Source organism: Actinomycetota bacterium, from assembly GCA_018334075.1.
GTDB lineage: Bacteria > Actinomycetota > Coriobacteriia > Anaerosomatales > UBA912 > JAGXSC01.
The window spans coordinates 1-22,927 of record JAGXSC010000010.1 but is presented as its reverse complement, the minus strand read 5'-3'; the positions used below and the strand labels follow the sequence as shown (position 1 = coordinate 22,927).

At 56.9% G+C, this 22,927-nt stretch carries 19 protein-coding genes; 12 read left to right on the top strand and 7 right to left on the bottom strand.

Annotated features, from left to right (window positions below; all coding sequences use genetic code 11):
* Positions 1 to 3: 3 nt before the first annotated feature.
* Entirely contained in the window at positions 4 to 693 is a 690-nt protein-coding gene (locus KGZ89_01925) for a phosphatase PAP2 family protein (protein ID MBS3973614.1), read from the top strand.
* Here the strand turns inward: KGZ89_01925 and KGZ89_01920 are convergent.
* On the bottom strand, positions 658 to 2,424 hold the full coding sequence (locus KGZ89_01920; protein ID MBS3973613.1) for a GHKL domain-containing protein: 1,767 nt from the start codon (positions 2,422 to 2,424) through the stop codon (positions 658 to 660). The genes KGZ89_01925 and KGZ89_01920 overlap by 36 nt on opposite strands.
* 16 nt (positions 2,425 to 2,440) lie before the next feature.
* Entirely contained in the window at positions 2,441 to 3,151 is a 711-nt protein-coding gene (locus tag KGZ89_01915) for a response regulator transcription factor (protein ID MBS3973612.1), read from the bottom strand.
* Positions 3,152 to 3,353: 202 nt separating this feature from the next.
* Here KGZ89_01915 and KGZ89_01910 point away from each other — a divergent pair, with 202 nt between their 5' ends.
* From KGZ89_01910 to KGZ89_01885, 6 genes are read left to right on the top strand one after another with little or no spacing between them, the layout of a single operon-like run.
* Complete coding sequence (locus tag KGZ89_01910) at positions 3,354 to 4,244, top strand: PstS family phosphate ABC transporter substrate-binding protein (GenBank protein ID MBS3973611.1); 891 nt, start codon at positions 3,354 to 3,356, stop codon at positions 4,242 to 4,244.
* A gap of 12 nt (positions 4,245 to 4,256) precedes the next feature.
* Positions 4,257 to 5,183 (top strand): phosphate ABC transporter permease subunit PstC, encoded by a 927-nt coding sequence (pstC, locus tag KGZ89_01905; protein ID MBS3973610.1) that lies wholly within the window; start codon positions 4,257 to 4,259, stop codon positions 5,181 to 5,183.
* Entirely contained in the window at positions 5,180 to 6,043 is an 864-nt protein-coding gene (gene pstA / locus KGZ89_01900; protein ID MBS3973609.1) for a phosphate ABC transporter permease PstA, read from the top strand. The genes pstC and pstA overlap by 4 nt, the downstream gene beginning before the upstream one ends.
* Positions 6,037 to 6,825, top strand: a complete 789-nt coding sequence (pstB, locus tag KGZ89_01895) for a phosphate ABC transporter ATP-binding protein (GenBank protein ID MBS3973608.1) — start codon at positions 6,037 to 6,039, stop codon at positions 6,823 to 6,825. The genes pstA and pstB overlap by 7 nt, the downstream gene beginning before the upstream one ends.
* 17 nt (positions 6,826 to 6,842) lie before the next feature.
* Positions 6,843 to 7,655, top strand: coding sequence for an N-formylglutamate amidohydrolase (locus KGZ89_01890; protein ID MBS3973607.1), 813 nt, complete (start codon positions 6,843 to 6,845; stop codon positions 7,653 to 7,655).
* The gene (locus tag KGZ89_01885; protein MBS3973606.1) at positions 7,652 to 8,695 is read left to right on the top strand and encodes a glutathione synthase; all 1,044 of its coding nucleotides are present in this window, start codon (positions 7,652 to 7,654) and stop codon (positions 8,693 to 8,695) included. The genes KGZ89_01890 and KGZ89_01885 overlap by 4 nt, the downstream gene beginning before the upstream one ends.
* 27 nt (positions 8,696 to 8,722) lie before the next feature.
* Here KGZ89_01885 and KGZ89_01880 read toward each other — a convergent pair whose 3' ends face one another.
* The gene (locus KGZ89_01880) at positions 8,723 to 10,270 is read right to left on the bottom strand and encodes a threonine synthase (protein ID MBS3973605.1); all 1,548 of its coding nucleotides are present in this window, start codon (positions 10,268 to 10,270) and stop codon (positions 8,723 to 8,725) included.
* Positions 10,271 to 10,313: 43 nt separating this feature from the next.
* Here KGZ89_01880 and KGZ89_01875 point away from each other — a divergent pair, with 43 nt between their 5' ends.
* Positions 10,314 to 11,498: a cofactor-independent phosphoglycerate mutase gene (locus tag KGZ89_01875; protein MBS3973604.1), complete on the top strand. Its 1,185-nt coding sequence runs from the start codon at positions 10,314 to 10,316 to the stop codon at positions 11,496 to 11,498.
* A 27-nt stretch (positions 11,499 to 11,525) separates the two neighbouring features.
* On the opposite strand, the gene KGZ89_01870 is transcribed toward KGZ89_01875, so the two are convergent.
* The 4 genes from KGZ89_01870 to KGZ89_01855 all read right to left on the bottom strand — a co-directional run bounded on the left by KGZ89_01870 (position 11,526) and on the right by KGZ89_01855 (position 16,477).
* Complete coding sequence (locus KGZ89_01870; GenBank protein ID MBS3973603.1) at positions 11,526 to 12,134, bottom strand: flavodoxin family protein; 609 nt, start codon at positions 12,132 to 12,134, stop codon at positions 11,526 to 11,528.
* A 57-nt stretch (positions 12,135 to 12,191) separates the two neighbouring features.
* Positions 12,192 to 12,749 (bottom strand): PadR family transcriptional regulator, encoded by a 558-nt coding sequence (locus KGZ89_01865; protein ID MBS3973602.1) that lies wholly within the window; start codon positions 12,747 to 12,749, stop codon positions 12,192 to 12,194.
* Between the two features lie 141 nt (positions 12,750 to 12,890).
* Positions 12,891 to 14,690 carry an ABC transporter ATP-binding protein gene (locus tag KGZ89_01860; protein ID MBS3973601.1) on the bottom strand — a complete coding sequence of 600 codons (1,800 nt, stop codon included), beginning with the start codon at positions 14,688 to 14,690 and terminating at the stop codon, positions 12,891 to 12,893.
* Complete coding sequence (locus KGZ89_01855; protein ID MBS3973600.1) at positions 14,690 to 16,477, bottom strand: ABC transporter ATP-binding protein; 1,788 nt, start codon at positions 16,475 to 16,477, stop codon at positions 14,690 to 14,692. The genes KGZ89_01860 and KGZ89_01855 overlap by 1 nt, the downstream gene beginning before the upstream one ends.
* Positions 16,478 to 17,405: 928 nt before the next feature.
* On the opposite strand from KGZ89_01855, the gene KGZ89_01850 reads away from it, so the two are divergent.
* The 4 genes from KGZ89_01850 to lpdA are packed head-to-tail and all read left to right on the top strand — an operon-like array spanning position 17,406 to position 22,865.
* Positions 17,406 to 19,886 carry a homocysteine S-methyltransferase family protein gene (locus KGZ89_01850; protein MBS3973599.1) on the top strand — a complete coding sequence of 827 codons (2,481 nt, stop codon included), beginning with the start codon at positions 17,406 to 17,408 and terminating at the stop codon, positions 19,884 to 19,886.
* Positions 19,883 to 20,569, top strand: a complete 687-nt coding sequence (locus KGZ89_01845) for a methylenetetrahydrofolate reductase C-terminal domain-containing protein (GenBank protein MBS3973598.1) — start codon at positions 19,883 to 19,885, stop codon at positions 20,567 to 20,569. The genes KGZ89_01850 and KGZ89_01845 overlap by 4 nt, the downstream gene beginning before the upstream one ends.
* Positions 20,566 to 21,444, top strand: coding sequence for a methylenetetrahydrofolate reductase (locus KGZ89_01840; GenBank protein ID MBS3973597.1), 879 nt, complete (start codon positions 20,566 to 20,568; stop codon positions 21,442 to 21,444). The genes KGZ89_01845 and KGZ89_01840 overlap by 4 nt, the downstream gene beginning before the upstream one ends.
* 20 nt (positions 21,445 to 21,464) lie before the next feature.
* Complete coding sequence (gene lpdA / locus KGZ89_01835) at positions 21,465 to 22,865, top strand: dihydrolipoyl dehydrogenase (protein ID MBS3973596.1); 1,401 nt, start codon at positions 21,465 to 21,467, stop codon at positions 22,863 to 22,865.
* The last annotated feature ends 62 nt before the right edge of the window (positions 22,866 to 22,927 follow it).

Here is a 22,927-nt window from a genome sequence, read left to right as displayed (position 1 = left end):
CTTGTGCGAGTACGGCCGGTTGAGCTTTGGCGGCGTGATCCCAGGCCGGGCACGCTGACTTTGGCTTTTGGGGTTACAGCAATCGGAGCTGCCGGACTACTCTCCGCCCTGTTGTTGTATCGGCCGCTTGTTGCTATCGATGTTGCTCTCTCAGCGGCAATTAGAGGCGCAGATTTTCCCGCCGCCGACGGCTTCTTTACGCTGGTTGCCCGCTTGGGCGATGCAAGTATTGTGGCAGCATTGACGCTTGTGGCCGCTCTTATACTGGTGGCCAAGAGCCGGTTGCCAGAGGCGCTTCTACTCGCCCTCGGAGTCGGCGGGGGATCGGTGCTCGGAGCTGTAACTCGCGGCCTGCTCGAACGCGAGAGGCCCGCCGCCGAGGTCGCAAAGGTTTTGACGGTTGAGGGCTATGGCTTTCCGTCGGGCGATGCCCTGCAGGTGTTCTTGCTTCTCGGGATCGGCGCGCTGATTTTCGCGCTCGAAGCCAGGAGGCTGTCGTATAAAGTGTGGGTTCTGGCCTTGTGCGCTTTGGTCTGTGGCTTGGTCGCTTACGCGCAGGTCTATCTTGGCGTCCATTGGCTAGGCGACGTAATTGCCGCATGGATTTTCGGCGCTTCGTGGACGATCTTGTGTTTTGCGGGATACTTTGCGCTGCTGTCAGTTGACTCTGGGCAAGATCACCACAAAAGTTGAGCCTTTGCCAAGCTCGGAGATGACCTCCAGCGATCCCTTGGAGCGCTCAACCACATTTCGCACTAGGGAAAGACCTAGGCCCGTGCTCCCGGTCGCACGGGAACGGGCTCTGTCGACTCGATAGAAGCGTTCAAATATTCGGGGGATGTCTTCCTGCGGTATTCCAATCCCGGAGTCGATAAACGAGATTCGCACGTTGGCGTTGTCGGCCTCCAGGATGACCTTGACCCCACCTTCTATTGTGTAGTTCACGGCGTTGTCGAGCAGGTTGTCGAAGATTATCGCTAGATCGGTCGGATCGGCGTTAACGTAGAGGTCTTCGTCGCGGACCTTGGCATCATCGATCTCTAGCGTGAGTCCTTTTTGCGCTGCCGTAACCCGGTGACCAGCGAAGGCATTGGAGGCGGCTTGCCTTATGTCCGTTACCGTATCAGGCGCTGGTGTCGACTCAAGCCTCGAAAGGTTTAGAAGTTCGGTTACGAGACGCCCCAGGCGGCGGGACTCATCGGCAATCTGCGCCGCAAAGGCCAGCGCTTGGTCGATGTCGTTATCTTTGGCGGCGTCGCGCGTCGTCTCGGCGAGCAGCTGCATCGTGGCCACCGGTGTCTTGAGCTCATGACTGGCGTTTGCCACGAAGTCCCTGCGCAACCGCTCGGTTCGAACTCTCTCGGTGATATCGCTGATGACGACTAAAGTTCTGTCCGGTTCACCGATGCGCTGTAGTGGAGTCACCGACACTTTCAGTATCGCCCCCGAGGCATCCGGGCCGCACTCGGTAACGCTGTGCTCTTTTGTCGCTGAGGTAACGGTCGAGAGAACGGCCGAGACAACGGAGGTGGGCAAGGGTGTTGAAGCGATGCTCTGCCCCGCCCAGCCGGCAACGGGCGTCCTGAATATCCTTCCTGCGGCACTGTTCGCAAAGGTGATTATCTCTCCCTCGAGCAGGAACACTGCGTCAGCAAGGCCGTCCAGCACGATGCGAAGGTTCTGCCTTTCGGATTGAAGTTCTCCGAATCTGATCTTCATATACTCTTTCAATTCGGCCAATGCCTCAGAGAGCGGTGCCAGCTCTGCATCCTCGCTGCGTACGGAAACAGAGAGGTTACCTGCCGAGATATCCTTTGTGGCAAGCGTCAACCTCTCCAAGGGCTCTTTTAGATGCTGCGTCAGCCGAATGACAAGAATGACAGTCGAAACGATGACGGCAGCCAGCAGGAATAAACCGAAATTTTGTGCCGAGGCGAGTATCGCTGTAATTTCATCGTGCGTCTCGGATACGCGTAGAGCCGCAGTCTCCCCCTCGTGGCTAACAGGCACCGCAACGTGCAGCACCTCCATGTCAGCATCAACTTCGGCCCGGCGGTCCAGTCCGATTCGACCTTGTAAGGCCGAGAGTATCTCCGGGTCACGTGAGTTAGGTATGTCGCGGATATCCTTGCCCGCCGTGTCGATGAGCACTTGGCCGGTTGAGTCGACAAGTGAGATCCGAAGGCCTGTGTCGCGAGCAAGCCTGTCAAGCGCCGGCTCCGGATCAGCGATGTTCTCCACAACAAGAGAAGCGGTTTGAGCCGTTGCAAGAAAGTGGCGCTCCTCTCTCTCCTCCAAAGCAGAGTTCAGCGGAGTGAACAGGGCAAAGGACCACACTGATGCTAGTGCAATCAGCAAGAGAATGTAGACCGCGGTTGTTCGATATCGTTTCGGGATGTTCAATCTGTCGTTTTTGGCGTTCATCGGTTGGTACCAGCTTTTACCACTCGGCGGACTCGACCTTTGGTATCGGAGCGAATCGATACCCTACACCATGGACAGTATGAACATAAATGAACTCGGATGGATCCTCTATCGCCTGTCGAAGTCGTCGAATATGTACGTCGATCGTTCGTGACGAGGGCAGAAACTCATATCCCCACACCTCTTGCGCAAGATGCTGTCTGGTCTTCAATATGCCTGGCTCCGAAGCGAGAGACACAAGTAGCTGAAACTCCTTCAGGCGCAACTTTACCGGGGCTCCGGATACACGCACGCTCAGTTGGCCCGGCTCGATAACCAGGTCGCCCGCCTCGATAGTCGCGTTGCCTTTGAGTACCTCACGCTCCCGAACCCGGCGCAAGTTCGCTCGGACCCTGGCAAGAAGCTCTTCCATCGAGAAGGGCTTCGTTATGTAGTCGTCGGCTCCAGCATCGAGGCCCCTGATCTTGTCAGTCTCCTGATCCAGCGCCGTTACGATGATTATGGGTGTGGATCGGTTGGTTTCTCGCAGGTTTTGCGCGAACATGTACCCGTCAATGCCTGGCAGCATGAGATCGAGCAAGATGAGGTCGGGCTTGAAAGCTCTGGCGATCTCGAGCGCCTCAAGGCCGTTGGCGCTAGTGACAGTTTCAAAACCTGCTCGCCTTAGCGCGTAGTCTACCGTTTGCCTTATGACAGGGTCATCCTCGACGACCAGGATGTTTGCCAACGGATTGCCTCCTTGCAACGCTTGCAATGCGACTCATGATTGCACACGAAACATCCATTTCAAGTGCGATTCACATATATTTTACATTTGCAGGCAATATTTAACATTTATGCAACCTATAGACCGATTGCTCGCTATAGAATCGTATGCGTTGTGGAGTGGCCAATAGCCTTTTAGGCGGTTCGTTCGAGAAAGGGAAGCTATGAAAGTCAGCAAGCTATTTATGTTTGCGGTGCTTACCGCATTCGCAGTTGTCGGCCTGGGGCTGGCAGGCTGCGCCGCCCCTGAGCAGGATGGGACTGGCGGTACGCCAGTCGAACAGGGAAGCGATCTGTCTGGAACGATAAACATTCAGGGATCTGACACCATGGTCAACATGGCTCAGGCTTTAGCCGAGGAGTTCATGGGTGTGAATCCCGATGTCGTTTTGTCGATCAAGGGTGGCGGCTCGGGTACCGGTATTGCGGCCATGATCAATGGCACGATCGACATTGCCACTGCATCAAGAGGCATGAAGGACGAAGAGATTGCTCAGGCCAGGGAGAACAATGTGGATCCCGTTGAGCATGCTGTCGCGGTTGACTGTGTGGCCGTTGTTGTCCACTCGAGCAATCCTGTGACCGAGCTGACGCTTGCGCAGTTGGGAGCGATCTACCGTGGAGAGATCACCAACTGGAGCGAGGTCGGCGGCCCGGACTTGGACATCGTTCTGGTCTCTCGGGACAGTGCTTCAGGGACGTTTGAGTTTTTCAAGGAAGAGGTTGTCGCTGTAGAGGACGAGAATGCCGAGTTCGCCAAAGAGGCCATGTTGTTGCCCTCTACTCAGGCGATCGTCAATGAGGTAACTCAGAACGAAGCAGCCATTGGCTATGTAGGTCTTGGCTATTTGACGGAGGCCACTAAAGTGCTAGCCATCGATGGCGTGGTGGCCAGCGTGGAGACCGCAATGGATCAGAGCTACCCGCTCGCTCGTTATCTTTACATGTACACCAACGGCCAGCCCACCGGCGTAATCCAGGCTTTCCTGGATTGGGTGCTAAGTGAAGATGGAAGTGCTATCATAACGGACCAGGGTTTCGTGTCGGTTCAGTAGAGATTGAGATTAATGCCCGATTCTACAGCTCGCGCTAAGCGACGCCTCGACCGCCTGGGTACTTCCCAGGCGGTCGAGATTTTCATCAAAATATTGATAGGTATCTCCGGGTGGACGGCCATATTGGTGCTCGCCAGCATCGCCATATTCCTGTTTCTAAACGGAATGCGGGCAATGCAAGAGGTCGGCCTGATAAACATGCTGTTTGGAGAGAGTTGGTTTCCGACCTCGAAAAATCAGCAGTTCGGCTTTCTTCCTGCGATCGTTGGCTCAGCCTGGGCGACTCTGGTTGCACTGACAGTGGCTGTTCCGCTTGGAATACTATCTGCGGTGTTCATTTCAGAGTTTGCCGGCAAACGCATAAAGGATATCGCCAAATCGATCATTGAGTTCATGGCCGCGATCCCCTCTGTGGTCTTAGGACTCATAGGACTCGCGATTCTGGCTCCTTGGGTAAAAGAGGCGTTTGGAACTCAGACCGGGCTCACCGCGATGACGGCCGGACTGATGGTTGGATTTATGTGCCTTCCGACGATCATCTCTATCTCCGAGGATGCGCTTCATGCGGTGCCAAACGAGCTTCGCCAGGGCTCGGCCGCATTGGGGAACACTCGCTGGCAGACAACATTCAAAGTAGTCATCCCTGCCGCTTCATCGGGTATTTTCGCAGCGGTGATGCTGGGATTAGGTAGGGCGATAGGTGAGACCATGGTCGTGCTAATGCTTGCCGGAAATGCTGGAATTATCCCCCCGGATCCTCTGATGGCAGTGAGAACGCTTCCAGGGACCATCGCCAATGAAATGGGAGAGACCGTCAGGGGTGGACTTCACTTCTCGGCGCTCTTTGTCATGGGCTTCTTCCTTTTCACCGTGACCTTTTTAATCAATTTGGCCGCCGATGTTGTACTTGAGCGTCAGCGTCGGAGGTGGCGAAGATGAAGGTCAGGGCACGGATCAGGCGCGCAAGGGCGTATGAGGCAATTGCAAAGGTTGCATTGGGGATTTGCGCGAGCGTTTCGCTCGGGATCGCCCTACTTTTTGTAGGATACATTTCGGTAAGAGGTTTCGGCTTCGTAAACTGGGAGTTCTTGTCCCAACCACCAAGGGCTTTCATGACCGAAGGTGGTATATTTCCGGCGATTGTTGGTACTTTCTATCTCACTTTGGGCGCCGCGCTTCTCGCGATACCTATTGGCGTGATGGCGGGTATATACCTTTCCGAATACGCGCCGAGAAACAGAACTACCAGAATTATTCGGCTTGCTATAGCAAACATGGCAGGCGTTCCTTCGATCGTCTACGGGCTCTTTGGTTTTGCAATGTTCGTCAGTGTGTTTGGCTGGGGACGATCGATCCTGGCGGGGGCCGCCACTCTTGCATGCTTGACGCTCCCCGTGATCATCACTGCTACGGAAGAGGCTCTGAGGCAGATCCCTACCGATTTGCGCCAAGCGTCACTCGCCTTGGGTGCTACCAAGCTTAGGACGATTGGGCGCATAGTTCTGCCCGCCGCCGCTCCCGGAATCGTGACCGGCTCTATCCTGGGGCTCTCACGGGCGGCAGGCGAGACGGCACCAATACTGCTCACCGCAGTTGCATTTTTTGCGCCACTGGCGGCTTCTCCGATGTCGCAGACGATGGCCTTGCCTTACCACCTGTTTATCATGGCTACCCAGGCAACAAAAGATGCTCCACACATGGTTTGGGGCACAGCGTTTGTCTTGGTTGCGGGTGTGAGCATACTAAATGTGGTTGTTTCGATTTGGCGTTCCAATCAGAGGAGAAAGATCAGATGGTAAGCAACAATCTCGGTTCTTTTAAGCTGACCGATGTATCGGTTAGCTATGGGAACGACATGGCTGTTGCCGGTGTCACCATGCAAATACCCGCAGAATCGGTCACTGCCTTGATTGGTCCTTCAGGCTGCGGCAAGTCCACCTTGATTCGCTGCCTGAACCGCATGAATGATGAGATCGGCAATGTCACGGTTGGCGGGAATATCTTGCTTGACGGCGTCGACATCTATGACAGTCGCGCGGTTGATCCTGTCGAGCTACGTAAGCGAGTCGGCCAGATATTTCAAAAACCAAATCCGTTTCCCATGACCATATACGACAACGTTGCTTATGGTCCAAAGACACACGGAGTTCGTGGCAAATCGGATCTCGATCAAATCGTCGAAGAGTCACTAAAACGTGCCGCGCTTTGGAGGGAAGTAAAGGATCTGCTGCGAAAGCACGCCTTTGAGCTTTCCGGGGGACAGCAGCAAAGGCTGTGTATCGCCAGAGCTCTGGCGACCGAACCCGAGGTGCTTCTTATGGATGAGCCAGCCTCATCACTGGATCCGATCTCTACCCAGCAGATCGAAGACACTATCGCTCAGCTAAAAGAATCCGTAACCATAGTCATCGTCACGCACAATATGCAGCAAGCCGCCCGGGTCTCCGATCAGACTGCGTTTATGTTGCGAGAGAGCATGGAGCAACCCGCATCGTTGATCGAGATGGGCGAGACCCGAGTGATGTTCACGAATCCTTCCGACAGTCGTACGGAAGCTTACATCACCGGCCGCTTCGGTTAGTCGTCACGCTGCCACCTATGGAAAACGGCATCGCTAAAGTCACGGACTTGGGCACGCCCGTAATCGCGGTCGCCCTGCATGCAGGCTCATACTTGAGGGATGAGCTGCAAGAGAATTGCATACTCGAACCCGAACAACGCAGACGTGAAGAAGACCCCCACACCGATTACCTCGGAGATATGGGCGTCACTACCATTGTGGCGTCTCGTTCAAGGTTCGAGGTGGACCTGAATAGGCATCGCAAAAACGCTGTTTACTCAGGCCCCGAAGATGCTTGGGGTTTGATGATCTGGGGTCAGCCACTGACCGAATCGATGATCGAAGAGTCAATGAAAGTTTACGATGAGTTTTATAGAGTTGCGGAAAATGTTTTAGACGCCGCAATCGAAAAGCATGGACGTATTGTCGTGCTTGATCTGCACTCCTATAATCATCGGCGCGGCGGCATCCTTGCTCCCCCCGCGAATCCGACTGAAAACCCGGATGTAAATGTAGGCACCCGCTCAGTAGACAGTGCGAGATGGGCTTCGGTGGTAAGCGCTTTTAATCGGACATTCGCTGACGCAGGCTTCGACGTCAGGGAAAACGTCAAATTCAAAGGCGGCCACTTTCCGACCTGGGTAAACGAAAGGTATCCCGGCAGGGCGTGCGCTTTGGCGATTGAGTTTAAGAAGTCTTTTATGGATGAGTGGACGGGTAAAGTGGATATGCATCAGCTGGAAAGAAGGAAAGAAGTTCTAATACAAGCATCTCGGGCGATAGAAAATACACTTGCTTTGATGGAGCCCGTGAACTCCGGGATCAAAGAAAGGGCTCGGTCAGCCAAATGAAGATAGGCTTTCTCGTCAACGACATAGAGACGGAACAAGCGGGCTACACCACTACCAGACTGGCTATGGCTGCCATAAACAAGGGCTACGAGGCATGGGTCATGACTCCAGGTGATTTCGCGTACGATCCGGACGAGAAGATTCGGGCCCGCGCTCGCCATGCTCCGAAAGACAAGTACAAGTCCGGTGAGCCCTATTTGGCTGGGCTTCGCTCCAGCAAGGCCCGAACCCGAAGGATCACCGTTGATGACCTCGACGTTCTTATGCTGAGGAACGATCCATCTCAGGATACCGAGGATCCATGGAAGCAGAACGCAGGTATTGATTTTGGCCGTCTGGCAATGCGCCACGGCGTCATAGTCCTCAACGATCCAAACGGGCTCGGCAAGGCCATGAATAAAATGTATTTCCAGCAGTTTCCGGAGGAAGTTCGCCCACGCACGCTGATAACCCGTGATCGCGATGAGATCAAGGAGTATATCAAGCAGGAGAATGGTCGCGCGATTATAAAGCCCCTTCAAGGCTCAGGCGGCAAGGGGGTCTTTCTGGTTGACCATGCCACCACGCGCAACCTCAACCAGATGATCGATGCGCTCACCAGGGATGGCTACGTTATAGTGCAAGAGTATCTGCCCGACGCCGAGGAGGGGGACATTCGACTCTTCATGATGAACGGGCAGCCACTGCGCCACAAGGGCAAGTACGGAGCATTCAGGCGTGTCAGATCAGGGGATGACATACGCTCGAATGTTCATGCAGGAGGCACGATCGCGCCAGCCGAGATAACCGACGCGCATCTGCGGATCGCCGAGATCGTACGACCAAAATTGGTGGCTGACGGAATGTTCCTGGTGGGGCTGGACATCGTTGGTGACAAGCTCATGGAGGTCAACGTCTTTTCCCCGGGCGGATTGGGGAGCGCTCAAAAGTTCGAGAAGGTGAATTTTTCGAACGCGGTGATTGAGGCTATTGAGCGCAAGGTCGACTATATGGCGTCTTACCGCAGGCGATTCTCCAACGTTCAGATGGCTACGCTCTAGCCTGCGGGACAGGACCTTCTTGCAGGCTCACTGTTCTTTCAGCCAGCTCGTTAAAGCGCGCTCGACTGAGGCGCGTTCAGCCGGGACCGTTTCAGGGAACCTCTCCTCGGCGCTTTCCAGATCTTTCAGGAAGGTGGGCACTTCTGCGCTTCCTTTTGCTATTGACGTTACGGCAGCAAGCGTTTCGAAGCCGGACAGGCCCCGGTATTGGCCGGGCAAAGAGCCCTCATAAGGCACCTCCAGCAATGCTTTGAGGACATCGTCGCCAAATTTGGCCCACGCCGCTGTGGAAACCACAAGCACGGGGTTGTCACCCCGCATGCGCTCCGCGACCTCCCATGCCACAGCTGTGTGGGGGTCAATGAGGTATTTGTGGGCTTCAAAGACGCGCTTGATCGTGGAAAGCGCGGTGTCATTGTCGACCCAGCCGGATACAAACGTCTGATGAATTGCGGCAAACGTGGCGTGATCGACCTCGAAGCGCTTCGCCGAGGAGAGCTCATCCATCCACCGTGCGACCTTCTCGGCGCCTGCCAGGTGGTAGAGTAACCTCTCAAGATTGCTTGAGATCAGGATATCCATCGAAGGCGAAGGCGTCTTCACGAAGCCGCGCCGTGAGATGTCATAGATGCCGGTTTCGATAAAATCGGAGAGCACATTGTTCTCGTTGCTCGCGCAGATGAGCCTGTCGATGGGGACACCCATGAGCTTGGCGTAGTATGCAGCCAGGATGTTTCCGAAGTTTCCTGTCGGCACACAGACATCTATCGGCATGCCGGCCTTGACTCCGCCGCTTGCGACCATGTCCGAGTAGGCGCTCACATAGTAGGCGATCTGCGGCATCAGACGTCCCCAGTTGATGGAGTTTGCCGATGAGAGTCTCAGGTTGTGGTTGTCGAGCAGAAGACTTGAGAAGTGCTCGTCGCCAAAGAGCTCCTTGACTGTATTTTGACAGTCGTCGAAGTTGCCATGAACGCCTAAAACACACACGTTGGATCCATGTTGAGTGACCATCTGCTTGCGCTGGATGTCAGATACCCCTTCGGCGGGGTAGAAAACAGCTATCCATGTGTGATCGCGGTTCGCAAAGCCCTCAAGTGCGGCTTTGCCGGTGTCACCGGATGTCGCCACCAATATCAAGTAGTTCTCGGCGGTCTCACCGCGCTCTCGGCTGAGTTGGATGGATTTGGAGAAGAGCAGGGGCATACACTGCAGCGCCATATCTTTGAACGCGCCGGTCGGGCCGTGCCAAAGCTCTAAAACGTGAGTGCCGGGCTGCACCTCGACTACGGGTGCGATCCTGCTGTTCGCCCACTGGGCTCCGTAGGCCTGCTGCGCAAGCTCTTCGATGACGGAGGCATCCATGTCGATTCCGAAGAGAGAAAAAACCACGGCCGCCCTTTGCCAATACGGGCGAGAGCTAAGCGCGGTTATCTCGGCCAGTGACATCTGTGGCATCGTTTCTGGAACGTAGAGTCCGCCACCGGAAGCGATGCCGTTTAGCACGGCTCGGGAGAAGGCGGGCAGCGAGTGGTCCAGTCCGCGTGTATCCAGGTAAGATGTATGATGTTTCATGTGTGCATCGTACCTGAAAGTCGCGACGGATGGGACTAAATCCATGAGGTATATGGTGGTGATATTGGACGGCGCTTCCGACTGGCCGATACCGGAGCTGGGCTTTCGAACCTGTCTTCAGGCGGCATCAACACCGAACCTCGATTCCATGGCGAGCGAAGGCATCGTTGGTCTTGCCAGTACCGTCCCTTCAGGGACTGAGCCTTCTTCCTCGGCGGCGTGTATGTCGATACTGGGGTATGACCCTGTGGCCGAGTATATTGGCCGAGGAGCAATCGAGGCAGCGAGTCTCGGCATTGATCTGCAGCCGGATGAGGTCGCGCTGAGATTGAATCTCGTTGCTGTTGAAGATGGCGTGATGAAGAGTTATTCCGGCGGGCACATCTCCACGGCGGAGTCCCACTCTATCGTGTCTGAGCTGGCCGCTGAGCTCGATGATGATAGCTTCAGGCTCTATCCTGGTGTCTCCTACCGGCACATCCTTGTTGTGAGCGGCCGGCCGGAGTTGCTCGGTTGCGAGTATACGCCTCCGCACGACATATCCGACAAGCCGATTGCGGAGTATCTCCCCAAAGGAGCGGGAGTGCAGATGCTGCTCGATTACATGACGCGCGCTCAGCTAATCCTTCATCGCGGCGAGGCTAACAAGCTGCGAGCTTCGCAAGGCAAGCTTGAGATCACGGATGTATGGCCATTTTGGCCCGGCATGAAACCAGGCAAGCTCACATCGTTTTCGGACCGCTTTGGTATTTCAGCGGCGATGACATCAGGCGTTGACCTGCTCGGCGGCCTTGCCAAGTTGACCGGCATGGATCGCCTGACCATTGCGGGGGTCACCGATGGACCCGATAACGACTATCGTGCTCAGGCGCTCGGGGCTATCTCGGCGTTGAGCGACTATCAGCTCGTCGTCGTTCACGTGGAGTCACCGGACGAGGCCGGTCATGCAGGTGACCTCTCGGCGAAGATTGAGGCGATCGAGGCGATTGATCGCGAAATTCTCTCGAGAATCAGGGAAATCCCCGATGACGTCAGGGTCCTGGCGATGCCGGATCATGCGACCCCAATCGAGCTGAAAACGCATGTCGGAGAGCCAGTTCCATTTCTGCTGTGGGGGGCTGGCGTCGAGCCCAACGGTGACTACAGGTTCGATGAGTCCTCCGCCGAGAAGAGTGGATTGATGGTCGATCCGGGGCATAAGATCATGGAGTTGCTGCTTGAGCGGTGAGTGATCCAAGGTGGCAAGGTGGCTCGGCTATATCTTTCCGGCGAGGATCCGCCCCAGACTGCAGGCCTGTCCGTGTTCCAGCTCGGGATTTTGCTGGCTCTGCCATCCTCTTGTAAGCGTTAGCGACCCTACTGTGCGTATACCGCTTTGATCCAGGGCCGCGCGTAATGACTTGATGGGGCCGACCGAGTGGCCGAAGAAGGACGCAAAAGGCTCGGGTGTTCGGCATGCCGTGATGACTATGGCGCGCTTGATGCGGCGAGCCGCCGGGCTGCAGGGGACATCCTTTTGACCGAGTCCGGGAAGGTGCATCTGTCCGGCATCGGAAAAATAGCCGGCGAGCCTGTCAAGAACGGCCCGAGTCGTTTCGTTGGCGCGAATGGAGCGGAGTGGTATCCCAAAGATTATGGCGTTCGCCTCGGATATGCGAAAGGCCAGTTGCGGTAGGTCGTCTTCGATCTTGCAGACCCCTGTGGCGTAGCAAAGGTGGCAGTTTGTGCAGGTCCGAATGTCTAAATCACACAGCCGCACTCGCTCTACCATAGCGCCGGTCGACTCAGCGGCCGAAGCAGCGGCTTCAACCGAGCGGGCAATCCTTCCATATCGCCTGCTTGCGTCGATCGCGATGATCTTCATGACGCCTCCTTCCACGTACGATGGCTGAAGGAAATCTATTTGTAAAGAGCCTTTCTACTAGGGGTCATCAAAACAGGAGCCACCAAGAAGCTCCATGCAGTCATCGAGCCAATCTATCTTCGATCTGATCTGCGCAATTGCACCGTCGAGAGTCATCTGATGCAAGACATGCCGACGCGTGAGGGGTTCAGGGGACATGCGCGCATGATCGGCCTTGATAGCGCGCAAATCGTCCAGGCGCCGTTGGAGCACATCTCTTTCGAGGAGGATCACTTCTGACAGGGCTTGATCAGGGAGGTCTTCCGCAAATCGCATCTGCAGCATAAACGGGTTGCGCGAGGCTGGATGGGAGTGGTGAGTCGCCAACCACTTTTCGAGCTCCTTCCGGCCACTGTCGGTCAGCCGATAGGTTTTTCTATCAGGGCGAGAGCTTTGCCGAACGCGCTTTGCCGAGACAAATTTGCGCGCGCTCAGACGCTCAAGTGTTCGATAGATTTGGGCCTGATCGGCGTTCCAGATGTGGGAAACCCCGCCATCAAACGCCTGTCTTTTCAGGTCGTATCCAGACATGTCGTTTTCTCGGAGGAGACCGAGTATCGCATGATCCAAGGACACAGTTTTCTCCGTAAAAGTGGTATATGATAAAACATATAATAGACAAATCATATATAAATTGCAACTATGAACTATAACATTAGACTTTGGGTAAATGAGCAGGTAGAGGCCTCGAATTAGATTCAAGTTCGAGTTTAGTGTTTATATTTCGGAGAATTGGGCCAGCGCGAGCGCTGCAAAGTGTCCGTTTGCGGCTACAAGCTCATCGTAGGTGCCGCTTTCGATGATTCGACCCTTGCTGAGAACCACGATCATGTCGGCACGGCGAACCGTCGAGAGGCGATGGGCGATTATAACGGCGGTACGATCGGTCAGCAGGTGCTTTAGCGCGGACTGGATGGACGCCTCGGTTCTGGTGTCCACAGATGCGGTAGCCTCATCTAGCAACAGCATTGCGGGATCTGAAAGGATGGCCCTTGCCAGGGAGATCAGCTGACGCTCTCCGGCCGACAGCGTCCGCCCACGCTCCTGTATCTTCGTGTCAAAACCTTCTTCAAGCTCCTCAATGAATTCGAGCGCGCCAGCCGCTTTGGCCGCCGAGACAACATCGGCATGGCTCGCATCGAGGCGACCGTAGCGAATGTTCTCGTGGATCGTGCCGGCGAAGAGGAAGGGCTCCTGCCCAACGATTCCGAGATTTTTGCGTAGCGACTTCATGTTGATATTGCGAACATCTATCCCGTCGATGAGTATGGCACCCCTGGTCACGTCGTAAAAGCGTGGTATCAGATCCATCAATGTGGATTTACCGGCACCTGTCTCTCCGACAATTGCGGCTGTCTGTCCTGCCGCTATGGTGAGATTGATGTCAGTGAGAACCTCAGGCCCAGACTCGTACTGGAAGTGCACACCTTTGTATTCGACCTCTCCCCGTATACGCCCGAGGTCGATTGAATCTTTTGCCTCGGCAACTTCGCTTTTAGCATCCACGAGCGCAAAAACTCTTTCGCCACCGGCCAGCGCGGATTGGGTTTCGGTATAGAGACTGGATAGCTGGGTAACCGCGTTGAAGAACTGTCGAGAGTAGCTGATGAACGCGACAACGATACCAACGGTCACGACTCCCATAGACACAAGCGATCCACCATAGGCCACCACGAGTACTGTTGTGATTGTTGTCAGCAGGGCCAGGGTTGGCGTGAAAGCCGCAGCGACCGTCGCCGCAGATACGTTGGCGTCACGGTTTGCCGCGTTGCGGGCATCGAACGCCTCCCGGTTCTCCTCGGTTCGATCAAATGCCTGCGTGACCTTTATCCCGGCAATCTCTTCGCTTAGCGCCGAGCTCACATCGCTGATGGTCTGCTGACGCCTGCGAAACGCGCTCCGCGATACATGGGCAAAGAGTCGCGTAATTAAGAGCATCAAAGGCACAGCGCCCAAGGTGACCAAAGCTAGGCGCCACTCGACAAAGAACATACCGGCGACCGTTGCGATGGTCGCAAGAAATGAGCTGATCAGCCGCCGCAGACCCTGCGAGAGAAAGGAGTTGACGGTTTCGACGTCGTTGATGAGCCTGCTCATGATGTCGCCCGAGAGCGCTGATTCGAAGTATGCGACAGGTAGCCTGCCAATCGCCGAGAAGACATCACCGCGTAGCTCAAAGAGTGCTTGCTGACCTACAGCCCCCAGAGCCAATATTTGGGCCCTCTGGGCATACCAGCCAGCGATTGTTGCGACTACCAGCAGCGCAATGGGTGTATTCAGGGCCGTTATGTCTCTTGCGCCCGCGGATTGGGCGACGGCTACGTCAATTGCAAAACCGATGAGCGCGGGTAGCGCTGCAGTAGAGGCGGAAGACACGATCAGCCAGATAGTTGCGACTAGCAGGCTGCGTTTATACGGAAGGAGATAGCTGGCGAGTCGGGTAAAAGTCTTCATGCCGGATTCGGGCTTCGCTCCCTCGGCCAGTGTCCGCAATGATAATCCGCTACGGGCAGACATCAGGACTCTCCCTCAGGTGTGGGCGGGAGCTTGCAGTAGGCGGGCGCGTCAACCGTAGAGCCACCAGCAAGCTGGGTCGACGCGATCTCGGCGTAAAGGCACGATCGTCCGAGGAGCTCGTCGTGCGTGCCCTGGTCGACGATCTGTCCTTCGTCGAGCAGCACTATTCTGTCGGCCAGGCGCACCGATGACAGTCTGGAAGCGATAACAATCGTGGTCCGACCTCCGACAAGTGTCTCCAAGCTTTCTTGCAGCGCGCGCTCGGTTATTGGGTCGACGCTTGCCGAGGAGTCATCGAGAACCAGTATCTTCGGGTCTACCAGCAGTGCACGAGCTATAGCTATCCTTTGCCGTTGGCCTCCTGAGAGCTTGACGCCCCGTTCACCTATCTCGGTGGCGTACCCATCTGGCAGCGCCGATATGAACTCATGGGCTTGGGCTAGTGAAGCAGCGGTTTCTACTTCATCCAAAGCGGCATCAGGTCTGCCGTACGCGATGTTGTCCCTGATAGATCCGCTGAAAAGAACGGGCTCCTGCATCACCACGGCTATATTTCGCCGAAGCGAGCTCAAAGTAAGGTCGCGAACATCGTGCCCGTCGACATGGACCGCTCCCTGCGAAACGTCGTAGTAGCGTGCGATCAGGTTGACGAGGGTGGATTTGCCGGAGCCGGTAGCTCCGACAATCGCGACTGTGGTGTTTGCCTCCACTGAAAAACTGACTCCTTTGAGGATATCGCGATCATCGCCGGGATAACGCAGGTAGACGTTGTCGAATACGACAACGCCGTTTAGCTTTTCAAGGTGTACGGCGTCAGCTTTCTCCTGAACTTCGATCTCGGCATCGAGTATCTCGAACAGCCTTTGCGCGCCTGCGCCTGCGCGAGCAATCTGCTGCGCCCCAAAGCCAAGGACGAAGAGCGGCTGAAGCATCAAGGCGAGGTAGGAGCCGAAAGCGACCAGCTCTCCTACGGTAAGGGTCCCTTCAACGATCTGGCGGGTTCCGATCCATACGACCACTGCCAGACCAAATGACCCTACGCTGAACAGCAACGGAAAGGCGTTGGCAATCGAGCGCCGAATCTCAAGGCCGCTGTTGAGCAGCTCCTGATTGGCCGCTTGGTAACGGGAGTGCTCGAACTCTTCATTTGCGAAAGAGCGAACAACGCGCACACCGGCCACATTTTCCTGCAGTACTGTGTTTAGTCGCGCAAGCTGCTGCTGGAAGCGCCTGAACATCGTCCCGAGCTTCCGGACAAAAAAGTAAAGTATGAGTATGGTGGCTGGAAAAACCGAGAGCGCGATGATCGCGAGCGTTAGGTTCATGGAGATCAAAAAAACTGCCGACCCAATCAATATCAAAACCGCGCTTATTACCTGAATCAGGCCCCCGCCGATGAAATCCCTTACAAGATCAACATCGCTAGTGACCCTGGTTATGAGCTGGCCGGTTTCGGCGCGGTCGTGATAGGAAAAAGACAGGCGCTGCACTTTGCCAAAAACTTCGTTGCGCATGTTGAACGCGGCGTTGTGACTGACCTTTGCGGACAGGTGACCTTGCAGGAAACCAGCCGCTCCACCAAGCAGCGCCAAGGTTACGAGCGCGGCCGAGGCATACCATATATAGGTCGTATTTCCGAGAACGATACCTTCGTCGACAAGCTGTCTTAGGATTTGTGGCGCAGCTAGTTCTGTAGCGGATGCTGCAAGTACGGCCATCACCGCGCCGATAACAGCGAGCCGATACTCACGCATGAAGCGCAATGAGCGCAGAAGTGATTTACCCATTGGCATCAAGAATAGGCAACTTCAATTTATGTGGCCACAGGAATTTTATGTGACTCCAAGACTTTCAAAAAGAAACAGGGCTCTTGCGAGCCCTGTTTCCCGGGAAGGGAGGCGAGGATTGGGAAGTTCAGTCGTTTAGCTGGACAGAACCCTTGCGATCCTTTCGAAGTCGCTGCGGTCTATCTCACCGGCGAGGAGCCTGTTCCTCGCAATAGAGATTGCGCCTTCGGCAGGAGACTTGGCTCGGCTCGGCGTGTGTGGGTAAACGAGGTGGGGTACGGTTCGCGCGGCCATCCAGGTCAAGAGAGCGAATACTGACAGAAGCAGTGCTATTGATATCCAGGTAGCTATTTGAATCACCCCTTCAAATTATTTTGCACCTCCATTATTCACGAACAATCAGTAGTAGATGTGTAAAGGTTATGGAGAAACGATGAATGAAGTTGGCATAATTTGTGCTCATCAGGGCTGCATAAGAGCAACAGAGCCTCCGTGCTTCACGAAGGAGAACTTGCCCGTATGGTTATGCGCAGACTCAATTGCTGGGAGTATCAAGGTTGCGGGTTTGGACCTAACGGTGATGCTGCTGGCAATAGCATGTGTCCTTCAGCATCGGCGATGTCACTGGACGGCCACAATGGCGGGAAAAACGGGGGCAGGTCCTGCTGGGTGATTTCGGGAACGCTGTGCGACGGATCTCCCTCACCGGATTATGAAAACAAATTGCATATCTGCAAAAAATGTGCGTTTCACCATCGTGTCGCTGTCGAAGAAGGTATAAATTATGTCGATAGCGAAACGCTTCTCTCTAAGTATCGGAATTGCAAGACCAGCTAGCGGGTCTGGAGCTTCCGTGCCTAGGCAATAAGGGGCAGTCGCTTGGGCTTTTCGTTATTTAACTGCTCGATCAATAGCGTGAGGGGTTTTCATGCCTGACATTCGTATGCGGCTAGGCCGAGATTTACTCGTGCTCGACGGGGCGTTTGGGACGATGCTTCACAAGCACGAGTTCATTGCTGGACAGTGTCCGGAGCAACTCAACGTGATCGCTGAAGATATCGTGGCGGGAATCCATCACGATTTTGTGATCACGGGCGCCGATTGCGTTACCACCAACTCGTTTGGCGGCACGCGAGTCAAGCTCGCCGAATACGGCCTCGGGGATCAGGTCGAGGAGCTGAACCGAGCCGCCGTGCAGATCGCCAAATCGTCTGGCGCCCAGCATGTGTTGGCGGACGTGGGACCGACCGGGCTGGTGATGCAACCGCTCGGCGAGGCCGACTTCGAGTACGCATTCGAGCTCTTTGCCGAACAGATAAGCGCGCTTTTCTCGGCGGGTCCGGACGCGATATTGATCGAGACGATGACCGATATCGCCGAGGCTCGCTGTGCGGTACTTGCGGCGCGGAGCGTTTGCGATCTACCGGTCTTTGTCACCTGCACCTTTGGCGTTTCCGGGCGCATGGAGCTTTCGGGGACCGATCCGGCTACCGCCGCTGTCATCCTTGAGGCCGCCGGCGCCGAGGCGGTTGGAATCAACTGTGGGCTCGGTCCCGAGCAGACCCTTCCGCTAGTTCGGCAGATGGCGGCGGCGACCCGGCTTCCGCTGATCGTGCAGCCCAACGCCGGCATTCCGCGCGTGGTCGATGGCGTCACCGTTTTCCCGGGCACTCCGGATGAGATGGGGGAGTACTCGGCGCGCTTTGTCGAAGCGGGCGCGTCGCTCGTCGGCTCATGTTGCGGCTCGACTCCGGCGTTTACCGGAGCCATCAGCGACTTTGCGCGCAGCGTGCCGATGCCAGGCGCTCGTCTCGGCCTGAAAGGGACGGCCCTGGCCGGGCCCAGAGGCGTGTCAGTGCTCGGCGAAGGACATCCTGTGCGCCTGATCGGCGAGAGAATCAATCCGACGGGCAAGCCGGAGCTGGCCGCAGCGCTGAAATCAGGCTCTATGTCCCTGGTGCGCCAGTTCGCCGAAGAGCAAGCGGCCGCAGGTGCCGATCTCCTTGATGTCAACGTAGGCGTTGCCGGCATCGACGAGGAGAAAGCTTTGCGGGAAGCGGTGCTCGCGCTCAGTGCCTGCAGTGATCTGCCGCTAGTCCTTGACACTACAAACGCCAAGGCGCTGGAGGCTGCGTTGAGGGTCTATCCCGGCCGGGCGCTGGTCAATTCCGTAAACGGAGGGGCCGATTCTATGGCCACCGTGCTGCCATTGGCCGAGACATATGGTGCGGCTGTGGTGGTTCTGGCGCTGGACGACTCGGGCATTCCGGATACCGTGGAGGGTCGCGTAGCTGTGGTCGAACGCGTCCGAGAGGAGGCTTATCGCGCCGGTCTGACCGATGCGGACCTCGTCGTGGACACGCTGGTGATGACCGCCGCTATCGACAAGGATGCTCCAAGGATTACCGTGGGGGCCCTTGCCGCAGTCAAGGCGATGGGGCTTTCGACAGTTCTCGGCGTCAGTAATGTAAGCCACGGGCTTCCATCGCGCCCGGCGCTCAACGCCGCATTTGCAGGCGTGGCCGCCGCAGCGGACATGGACTGTGCGATCGTGAATCCCTCTGATCCTGTGGTAACCGAGACGCTTCGCCTGGCGAACATCGCAAGAGGCGTGGGAGTCGATATCGAAAGCCACGGCAGGGCATGGGATGCTTGGGATGCCGCGTACGAGCAGGCCCTGGTGATAGCCGCCGCAGGTGGCGAAGGTGGATCCGAGGCAGCGTCCGAGGGCGTTTCCGCTGGCCACGACGGTGGAAAGACGCTCTCGCCCGAGCAAAGACTCGTCGCTGCGGTCAGGCGCGGAGACGCCCAGCAGGCCCCCTCGCTGGTCGACGCTGTGATAGACGGGGGCGTTGCGCCGCACGAGGTGATCTTCTCCTTGCTCGCTCCGGCGATTCAGCGCCTAGGCGACGCGTTTGGCCGAGGAGAAGTCTTTTTGCCGCAGCTCCTCGTGGCGGCGGATGCGATGAAGACGGCCATGACGCGCGTCAAAGAGCACCTTCCCGAGGGAGAGTTTTCCTCGGAAGGAAAGGTCGTGTTCGCTACAGTCAAAGGCGACATTCATTCGATCGGCAAGGATATTTGCATATCGCTTTTGGAAAGCCAGGGCTTTCAGGTCGTTGACTTGGGAGTCGACGTGGAGCCGGAAAGCGTTTTAGAGGCGCTTGTCGAAAGCCAGGCAGATGTGGTGTGCTTGTCAGCCCTGATGACAACCACGCTCTCAGCGATGGAGCGCACGGTTGCGCTTGTAGCCGAGCGCGCGGCCGCCGTACCGGTACTGGTGGGCGGCGCGGTGGTCACCGGCGAGTGGGCCCGCTCGATTGGCGCGGGATACTCCGCTGACGCGCCGGGGTGTGTTTCCGAGGTGCGCAGGGTGCTTGCCTCAAGGAAGGAGAGTGGCGCCAGATGATTATTACGAAGCCACGAGAGTGGCAACGCCTGACAGACGCGATCGACTCTTTTGGCGCGCGCAAGCTGTTTCTGACAGGTTGCGGCCAGTGCGCCACCACGGTTGAAACCGGCGGAGAGAAGGAGGTTCTGGCGGCAAAAGCGATGCTGGAGGCCGCCGGTATCGAGGTCACCGGATGGATTGTCGGAGAGGTCGCGTGTCATCTCGGAGATATCAGGCTGACCATGCGCAAGCACAGAGAGGCGATTGAGCAAGCCGACGCTGTTGTCGTGTTCGCCTGCGGAGCCGGAGTGCAAGCTGTGGCGGATTATGTGGATGTTGCCGTGCTCCCAGGGTTGGAGTCGGTGTTTCTCGGCAATGTTGTAAGGCACGGAGTCTTTGAGGAGCGCTGTCAGATGTGCGGCGATTGTGTGCTCGATGTGACCGCTGGCATCTGCCCTGTCACCACATGCCCAAAGGGTATTTTGAACGGACCATGCGGCGGCATGTGGGAAAACAAGTGCGAGGTGCTCTCGGATCGTGAGTGCGTGCACGTCCGAATAATCGAGAGGCTCTCCCGCCAACAGCGCGAAGCTGTTGCCGTGTTGCCGCCGAAGGACTTCTCGCACAAGCTAAAGCCCGGATCGATCATCTCGCGAGCGAGGCGTGAACCCAAGGCTCCGCGGACGGGTGATCTTGGGTGAGCCGCCTTCGGCAGGCCCTTGAAAGCGGCCACTTCGTCGTCACCGGAGAGCTGGCGCCGCCTTTGGGCACGGACATGTCGGCGATCTATGCCAGCGCCGCCGCTCTCGGCCCTTACTGTCACGCGCTCAACGTCACCGACAACCAGGGTGCGACTCTGCACATGTCCTCGATGGTGGCCGCCAAGCTCGTGATGGATTTAGGGTTCGAGCCGATATTCCAGCAGACTTGCCGAGATCGCAATAGGCTTGCCCTGCAGTCGGACTTGCTGGCCGCATGGGCACTGGGTCTGGAAAACCTGCTTGTGGTGACGGGCGACGATCCGCGTAGTGGCGATCATCCGCACGCCAAGGGCGTCTTTGACCTGGACTCCACCCAGTTGTTGCAGATCGCTTCCCAGATGAACGCGGGCCAAGACATGTTGGGACGCGATATTGCCGGGCGGACCGGGTTTTTCATCGGCGCGGCGGCGTTTCCCGAGGCTGAGCCGTACGAGGCGCAGATCCTACGAGCTCGCCGGAAGGCTGCGGCGGGCGCTCGCTACTTTCAGACTCAGGCGATCTTCGATATGGACAAGCTCGCAAGGGCGACAGAGGATCTTCGCAGCGAGGGAGCATGGGTTATCGCGGGAATACTACTACTGAAAAGCCCGAGGGTTATCGACTTTATCAATGCCAGACTTGCGGGACTGATGGTTCCTTCGCACATCGAACGTAGGATCAAGGGCGCAAAAGATCCGCTCACCGAGGCTGTGGCGCTTGCTACCGAGCAGGTCGCTGCGTGTCGAGAGATATGCGATGGCGTGCATGTGATGTTGTTGGGCCTGGACTCGGTGATGCCCGATATTCTCGGCGTTGATAGCCAGGAGAGGCGTTAGGTCTCGGGAGAATATATACAGTGAGGGATGGGAAGGCGAAGATGAGAATCACAGTGATAGGCGGCGGTCCCGGCGGCATGGCCGCGGCGCTGGAGGCTGCGTCTTCAGGCGCCCAAGTCACCCTGATCGAGAAGGACCGGCTCGGGGGGACCTGCCTGAATCGCGGCTGCATACCGGCGAAGACGCTTCTGCGCTCCGCGAAGGTCGCATCTGATACGCGCAACGCTGAGGAGCTCGGCCTGGATTGTCCGCCGGCCCGGGTTGATGTCGACAGGCTAAGGGCTCGCAAGGAGTCGGTGGTCGACGAGCTTGTCGGGCAGGCCGAAGCGCAGCTAAGGCGCGCGGGAGTCCGCATAGTTAGCGGCGAAGGCAGGCTGATCGATGCAAACAGCGTTGAAGTCGCCTCTGCCAACGGTGCGCTCGAGCGTGTCGAGGGCGACGCAGTGATCCTGGCGACGGGATCGAAGCCCTTTGAGTTACCCGGCGTCGATCAGTCGCTTCCGCGAGTGTGGACGAGCGATGACGCACTGAACCTTGCCGAGATCCCCAAAGACATCGTCGTTATCGGCGCTGGAGCCGTGGGTCTCGAGTTCGCATGCGCGTATGCTGCCTTCGGCTCGAAGGTTATCGTTGTCGAGATGATGGATCAGATCCTCCCCGGGATCGACAGACGAGCATCCCGAGTTGTGCTCGAAGGGCTTGAGCGCGCGGGAGTGACATTTCGCTTGCGGGAGTCCGTCAGCCTCGTGGAGCACCATGAAGGGCGAGTGCGCGTCACACTCGCGGGTGGCTCGGAGTTGCTCACCGATGTCGTGCTGAATGCGGCTGGGCGCGTACCCGACATCGCAGCCGCCGGTGTCGGGCAACTCGGCCTTGAGATGCGCGGCCGAGCCCTCAAGGTCGACGAGTACTTTCGGACATCGGTTGAGGGTGTGTGGGCAATCGGCGATTTGATCGGCGGAATGATGCTTGCGCACGTCGCCGAGGAAGAAGGCGTTTTGGCCGCGCGTAACGTCGTGGATACGCTCAAGGGTATCGAGCCGTCATCGAGGCTCGAGCCGGATTTCATACCAGCTTGCGTTTACACCTTCCCGGAGGCCGCTTCTGTTGGAGTTACCCGGGAGTCAGCCAGGGCATCGGGCATCGATGTCGTACAAGCCATCTCCAAACTGACAGCGAATGGAAAGGCTCTGGCCGAGGGAGAGCCCTATGGTTTTGTCGCTATCGTTGCCGAGAAGGGGAGCGGCAAGATCGTGGGAGCCCAGATAGCGGGAGCACACGCGGTCGAGATCGTCCATGAAATTGCGGTTGCCATGCGTAACGGGCTTCCTGTACAAAGTCTTGCCGCCACCGTTCACGCCCATCCGACGATCAGCGAGGCTCTCAAGGTGGCAGCGATCGATTGCTCAAGCAAGATATGACCGTGGAAAGGAAGCCGATGCGTTCAATCGTCATTCGTGGCGGGTCCCCGCTCTCAGGTGAG